This is a genomic window from Arthrobacter sp. JCM 19049 (assembly GCF_001310435.1).
The window spans coordinates 1-5714 of record NZ_BAXF01000119.1; the positions used below are offsets into that span (position 1 = coordinate 1).

The following is a 5714-nucleotide window of genomic DNA, read 5'->3' on the forward strand; positions in this document are numbered from 1 at the left end:
GGCGGGAAGTACTCGGCCATCTACCCGCGGCGTCCCCCGGCGGCTGGCAGCTGCTCGGGCATACCGACACCCGCATGTGGGACGTGAACCGCACGCCCCCGGCCCTGGTGCAACCGGGCGACAAGGTGAAATTCGTGCCGCAACGCGCGGCACTGCGACTGAGCGTTCCTGCCGCGAACCACCAGCACCGGCACCACAGGTGAGGTCGGGGGTGGAAGTCATCAGCCCGGCCCGCAATCAACGATCCAGGATGCAGGACGCCGCGGCGCCGGCAACCTTGGCGTTTCCCCCTCCGGCGCTGCGGATGTGATTTCGGCACACCAGGCGAACAGGCTGGTCGGGAACCTGCCCGGTGCGCCCGTCATCGAGACCCTTGCCGGTTCGCTGCGGTGCGGGCCATTGGCCACCAGGTGCTGGCGGTCAGCGGGGCCGAGGTGCGGCTCGAGATCCACGGCGAAGCGAGGATCACACCAGCATGCGCACCGCAGCGATGAACGTGCCGTTCATCCTCAGGGACAAGGAAACCTTGAGCTGTTCCGCGGCCACGGCCGGGCTTCGCAGCTACCTGGCGGTCCGTGGCGGCTTTGATGGCCACCGGGTTCTGGGCTCCCTGTCCACCGATTCCCTCTCCGGCCTCGGACCGGCACCCCTGCAACCCGGCGAGCGCCTGCCCACGGCGAGGATTCGCGGCACCCATCCGGTGGGCGGCGCCGAACCCTCCACGCTGCCCCAGCCCGAGCCGGACGGATGTTTTAGGCTGCGCCTCGTGGCCGGTCCACGCGATGATTGGTTCGGACCGCAGGGCCTGGAACGGCTTGTTTCCCAAACGTGGGAAGTCAGCGCCCAGTCCAGCCGGGTGGGACTGCGCCTGAGCAATGCCGCGGGCGGCAGGCCGCTGGTCCGGCTGCGCGCCGGTGAGCTTGAAAGCGAAGGCATGGTCCGCGGTTCGCTTCAGGTTCCCCCTTCCGGATTGCCCGTGCTGTTCCTGGCAGATCACCCGGTGACCGGCGGCTATCCGGTCATCGCGACCTTGGTCGATGAGGATGTCTCAAAGGCCGCTCAGCTCGCCCCCGGCACCCCCATCCGCTTTGTGCTGCTGGAACCCGGCTCATCGATGCCGCGGACGGGAGGTGGGCGCAGATGAACGAGCCCCATCAAGCAGCCGCCGCCACGGATGCTGCCCCCTGCAACGGCCTGTTGGAACGCGGGGTGGCCGCTCATGCGCACACCGGCGCGTGGGTGGCCGAACGGCTGCGTGCGCTCATCGCCGCAGGCAAGATGGTTCCCGGCCAAAAGCTTGGGGAAAAGGCGCTCTCCGAAACCTTTGGGATCTCCCGCAACACCCTGCGCGAGGCGTTCCGGATGTTGAACAACGAACTGATCATCACGCGGGTCCCCAACCGCGGGGTGTTCGTGGCTTCTCCCGGGCCGGAGGATGTACGTGAAATCTACGCGGTGCGCCGGATGATCGAACCGGCGGCGGTGGCCTGGGGCGCGGACCTAAATGTTGCCCAGCTGCACCGCACCGTGGTTTCTGGCCTGGAGGCGATGGCGGCCAGTGACACGGTCGGGGTCGCGGATGCGAACCAGCGGTTTCACGAACAGATTGTTGCCGGGTCAGGCAGCAGGCACCTGCAGGAGCTGATGCACCGCGTGCTGGCCCGGATGCGGTTGGCGTTCCAGTCGGCGCAGGGCACCACGGATTTCACCGCACCTACCTGCAGGGCAATGTGAACGTCGTGGGACTGCTCGATCGCGGGCAGCGGGTCGCGGCAGCCGACGAACTGCGCAGCTACCTGGAAGCGGCCGAAACCGAGTTGCTCTCACGGTTATCCGCCACGGCGCCGGGCGCTGCCCCTCGACGCGGTTAAAGCGCGTTTCCGCTGCCGCCACCGGCGGCTTGCCGACACAAAATCCCCGGGAGGCACCGGCAAGACGCGGCAGGCCCCCGCCCGCCTGAGTCATTCAGGTCGTGCGGGGGCCCGCGATGCGCCAGGACCTAGTGGAAGAAGTGGCGGGCGCCGGTGAAGTACATGGTGATGCCGGCTTCGTTCGCCGCGGCGATCACTTCCTCATCGCGTACCGAGCCGCCGGGCTGGACTACCGCCTTGACTCCGGCGTCAATCAGGATCTGCAGGCCATCGGCGAACGGGAAGAACGCGTCCGAGGCCGCCACGGCGCCCCGGGTGCGGTTCTCGGACTCGGCGCCGTCCACGTTCTCGGCTCCGCCGGCGGCGTCGGCCCCGGATTCAACGCTCACGCCCAAGGTGTTGGCGCGTTCCACGGCCAGCTTGCAGGAGTCCACGCGGTTGACCTGTCCCATGCCGATGCCCACCGCGGCACCGTCCTTGGCCACCAGAATGGCGTTGGACTTGGCGGCGCGCACCGCGCGCCAGGCGAAGGCCAGGTCGGCCAGGGTCTGCTCGTCGGCGGCCGAGCCGGCGGCCAGCGTCCAGTTGGCCGTGTCATCACCGTCGGCTGCGATGGTGTCCGACGCTGGATGAGCATGCCGCCGGAAATCTGGCGGAACTCGTTGGCGGCGCGGCGGTACCCCTCCGGCAGGGTCAGCAGGCGGATGTTCTTCTTGGCCGAAAGGATCTGCACGGCCTCATCTTCGAAGTCTGGGGCGATGACCACCTCGGTGAAGATGCCCTTGACGGTGTCGGCCATCGCTTGGTAACGGTGCGGTTCGCGGCGATCACCCCGCCGAAGGCGGAGACCGGGTCGGTGGCGTGGGCCTTGGCGTGGGCGTCGGCGATCGGGTCCGCGGCGCCCGGGGTGGCCACCGCAACACCGCACGGGTTGGCGTGCTTGATGACGGCCACAGCTGGTTCGCTGAAGTCGAAGGCGGCGCGCAGGGCGGCGTCCGCGTCCACGTAGTTGTTGTAGCTCATCGGCTTGCCGTGCAACTGCTTGGCCTGGGCGATGCCGGCCGGCGCGGCGGCATCGGTGTACAGGGCGGCCTGCTGATGCGGGTTTTCCCCGTAGCGCAGCACGCTTCGCGTTCCAGGGCCACCCCGGCGTAGGCCGGCCACTGGACCTGGCCCTGTTCGTCCTCGTCCAGGAACTGGCTGGCGGTCCAGGAGCCACGGCCGTGTCATAGGCGGCGGTGTGGGCGTAGGCCTTGGCAGCCAGGCGCTGGCGGGTCTTCAGGTCGAAGCCCCCGGCCTTGGCGGCGTCGATGACCTGCCCGTAGAAGGAGGGATCAACCACGATGGAGACCGCAGCGTGGTTCTTCGCGGCCGAACGCACCATCGCCGGACCGCCGATGTCGATCTGCTCGACCACGTCGTCCTGCGCGGCGCCGGAGGCGACGGTCTGCACGAACGGGTACAGGTTGACGACCACCAGGTCGATCGGGTCAATGTCCATGGAGGCCAGGGTGTCCATGTGCTTGCCCACGCGGCGGTCGGCCAGGATGCCGCCGTGGATCCGCGGGTGCAGCGTCTTCACGCGCCCGTCCAGCATTTCCGGGGAACCGGTAACCTGTTCCACCTCGGTGACGGGGATGCCGGCCGCGGCGATGCGCTGGGCCGTTGAACCGGTGGAGACCAGCTGCACCCCTGCCTCATGCAGTCCGGCGGCCAGCTCCTCCAGACCGGTCTTGTCGTAAACGGAAATCAGGGCGCGACGGATCGCTACACGGTCTAGGGCGGTCTTGCTCACGTAAATGGTCTCCCGGGCAGTGCGACATTGTGGTTGCGGCGGCACGGCGGCCGCCGCAACCATTCTAGCCCCGGGGTGCGGTCAACCTTCAGGATGTTTCGGACAGGGTCTGGTCCTGGACGATGTCGGGGAAATGTTCGCTGAGCTGTTCCGGGGTGAGGCACAGCTTCAGCAGTGTCTCGGCGTGGTCGTCGTCGGCCACGTAGGTGACCAGGTCCAGCTTGGTGCGTTCGTTCAGGGCATCACGCAACCCGATGGCCACCCTGACCATGGTGCGGTAGTAGGCGCGGATGGTTTCGCTCCAGCCTCACGCTGGGCCTGGGTGGCCAGCGCGTCGCTCCAGATTTCGGCGGCCACCTCCTCCACCAGCCGATGGAGGACCAGTGCCATTCGGTGGGTTCCCACTTGTCCGAATAGAATCCGTCATCCTCGTCGGCTTCCAGGTCCGCTTCCAGCGCCTGCAGCACATCGTCCAGGTCCTGGCCGTCGTGGTCCTCGTCCTCGGCCCCGTGCCCGTCGGTGGAGTCGTCCTCCGTTTCACGGTCCCCGGGTTCGACGCCGGAGTAGTCATCGGCGTCCGCCCGGTCCTCGTATTCCTCGTCCTCGTCCAGGTCCTCGCCGCGCGCCACCAGCAGTTCGCGGGTTTCGGTCAGCCGGTCGCGTTCCAGCGCCTGGATGGAGTTCAACGCCAGCAAGGGCATGTCAATGGACTCGGACTCCTCGCTGCTGACCCCGTGCAGGGCAATCGCGTAGAAGTCCTGGGTCGGGTGTTGTTCCAAAATCTCCGCCGCGTGTCGAAGGGCGGACACCCGTAGCGCCTCTTCGAGAGCGGTCCAATCTACTCCCATGTCCAGAGATTACCCCGTTCGGCGGGCCACCGGTAGGCCTTGACGCACCGGGCAATCGGGCGTAGCGATGTGCCCGAAGCCACGGCAGTGTCGGTAGGCTACTGCCTGTTGCCTCCGCAGCCGCACCCTCCACCGAAGGACTTTGACCGTGTCTACCATTACCCGCCCCTCCGCGCCCGCATTGTGCAGGAGCTGCCCTTCAAGTGGTCCGTGCAGGCTCGATCTTCATCATCGGCGGCCTGGGTTCATGTTCGACGCCTGGGACGTGACGCTGAACGGCGCACTGATCCCGCTGGTCGCCGCCGAGTGGGGGCTGGAGCGCACCACCGCGGCGCTGCTGGGCACCTCGAACCTGGTGGGGATGGCGATCGGCGCGTTCATCTGGGGCGGGCTGGCGGACCGCTATGGGCGCAAGAAGGCGTTCTCGGCGACCCTGCTGATGTTCTCGGTCTTCACGGTGCTGGGCGCGCTGTCCCCGAACTTCGGGTTCTTTGTGGCGTTCCGCTTCCTGGCCGGTGTGGGCTTGGGCGGCTGCATCCCGGTGGACTATGCGCTGGTGGGCGAGTTCACCCCAGCCCGGCTGCGCGGCAAGGTGCTCACCGCCATGGACGGGTGGTGGCCGGTGGGTGCGGCGCTGTCCTTCTTCATTTCCGGGGCCGTGATTGCCACGACCGAGAACTGGCGGCTGATCCTGGTGGTGATGATCCTGCCGGCGCTGCTGGTCTACTTTGTGCGCCGCCAGGTGCCCGAGTCCCCGCTGTACCTGGCCTCCCGGGGCCGGGAGTCCGAGGCGCGGGCGGTGATTGACGACCTGGTGACCCGCACCGGGGCCAAGATGCGCAAGTACCGGATCGAGATGCCGGACGCCAAGCCCACACCGTGGTGGCAGCAGGTGGTGGCGCTGTGGCGGTATTCCCGTCGCTGACCGCGACCAGCTGGCTGCTGTTCATCACCATCCTGCTGGTCTACTACCTGGCACTGACCTGGTTGCCCACCATCCTGGCCGAGGCCGGGATGGCCCAGTCCGCGGCCCTGTTCACCACCGCGGTGATGGCGTTGATGGGTCTGCTCGGGTGGTGATCGCCGCCCTGCTCGTTGAGCGGGTGGGCCGCAAGTGGCTGCTGGGCGTTTCCGCGCCACTCTCCGGCCTGGTGCTGGTGCTGGTGGCCCAGGTGCTTCACGTGCCGGCCGCCGCCATCG

General features: G+C 67.9%; 7 protein-coding genes and 2 pseudogenes. 6 read left to right on the forward strand and 3 right to left on the reverse strand.

The genetic code is table 11. The features are described 5' to 3' along the window. The 5 genes from JCM19049_RS07365 to JCM19049_RS22420 form a co-directional block, all read left to right on the forward strand. Nucleotides 1-203, forward strand: a 203-nt coding sequence (locus tag JCM19049_RS07365) for a carboxyltransferase domain-containing protein (RefSeq protein WP_279402678.1), incomplete at its 5' end; no start/stop codon positions are given. Nucleotides 204-306: 103 nt separating this feature from the next. Further along, nucleotides 307-588, forward strand: coding sequence for a hypothetical protein (locus tag JCM19049_RS19300; protein ID WP_279402679.1), 282 nt, complete (start codon nt 307-309; stop codon nt 586-588). Continuing rightward, complete coding sequence (locus JCM19049_RS07370; RefSeq protein ID WP_054821258.1) at nt 476-1144, forward strand: biotin-dependent carboxyltransferase family protein; 669 nt, start codon at nt 476-478, stop codon at nt 1142-1144. The genes JCM19049_RS19300 and JCM19049_RS07370 overlap by 113 nt, the downstream gene beginning before the upstream one ends. Continuing rightward, nucleotides 1141-1734 (forward strand): GntR family transcriptional regulator, encoded by a 594-nt coding sequence (locus JCM19049_RS07375; protein WP_306420734.1) that lies wholly within the window; start codon nt 1141-1143, stop codon nt 1732-1734. Before JCM19049_RS07370 ends, JCM19049_RS07375 begins: the two co-directional genes overlap by 4 nt. Next, nucleotides 1731-1871 (forward strand): hypothetical protein, encoded by a 141-nt coding sequence (locus JCM19049_RS22420; RefSeq protein ID WP_306420735.1) that lies wholly within the window; start codon nt 1731-1733, stop codon nt 1869-1871. The genes JCM19049_RS07375 and JCM19049_RS22420 overlap by 4 nt, the downstream gene beginning before the upstream one ends. A gap of 128 nt (nt 1872-1999) precedes the next feature. Here JCM19049_RS22420 and purH read toward each other — a convergent pair. The 3 genes and pseudogenes from purH to JCM19049_RS07385 all read right to left on the reverse strand — a co-directional run bounded on the left by purH (nt 2000) and on the right by JCM19049_RS07385 (nt 4445). Then, a pseudogene (gene purH / locus JCM19049_RS07380) lies at nt 2000-3666 on the reverse strand (bifunctional phosphoribosylaminoimidazolecarboxamide formyltransferase/IMP cyclohydrolase). 88 nt (nt 3667-3754) lie between these two features. Next, on the reverse strand, nt 3755-3937 hold the full coding sequence (locus tag JCM19049_RS19305) for a hypothetical protein (protein ID WP_279402680.1): 183 nt from the start codon (nt 3935-3937) through the stop codon (nt 3755-3757). Then, a complete protein-coding gene (locus JCM19049_RS07385) occupies nt 3909-4445 on the reverse strand; it encodes a hypothetical protein (protein ID WP_279402681.1) in 537 nt (178 codons plus the stop codon). Before JCM19049_RS07385 ends, JCM19049_RS19305 begins: the two co-directional genes overlap by 29 nt. A gap of 261 nt (nt 4446-4706) precedes the next feature. Between JCM19049_RS07385 and JCM19049_RS07390 the strand changes: the two are divergent. Continuing rightward, nucleotides 4707-5714 (forward strand): annotated as a pseudogene (locus JCM19049_RS07390) (MFS transporter); the annotation flags it as partial.

Excerpts from the sequence above, each read along its gene's own strand:
- JCM19049_RS07375 (WP_306420734.1), top strand. The coding sequence starts at position 1,141 with ATGAACGAGCCCCATCAAGCAGCCGCCGCCACGGATGCTGCCCCCTGC.
- JCM19049_RS19305 (WP_279402680.1), bottom strand. The coding sequence starts at position 3,937 with ATGGTCAGGGTGGCCATCGGGTTGCGTGATGCCCTGAACGAACGCACC.
- JCM19049_RS07370 (WP_054821258.1), top strand. The coding sequence starts at position 476 with ATGCGCACCGCAGCGATGAACGTGCCGTTCATCCTCAGGGACAAGGAA.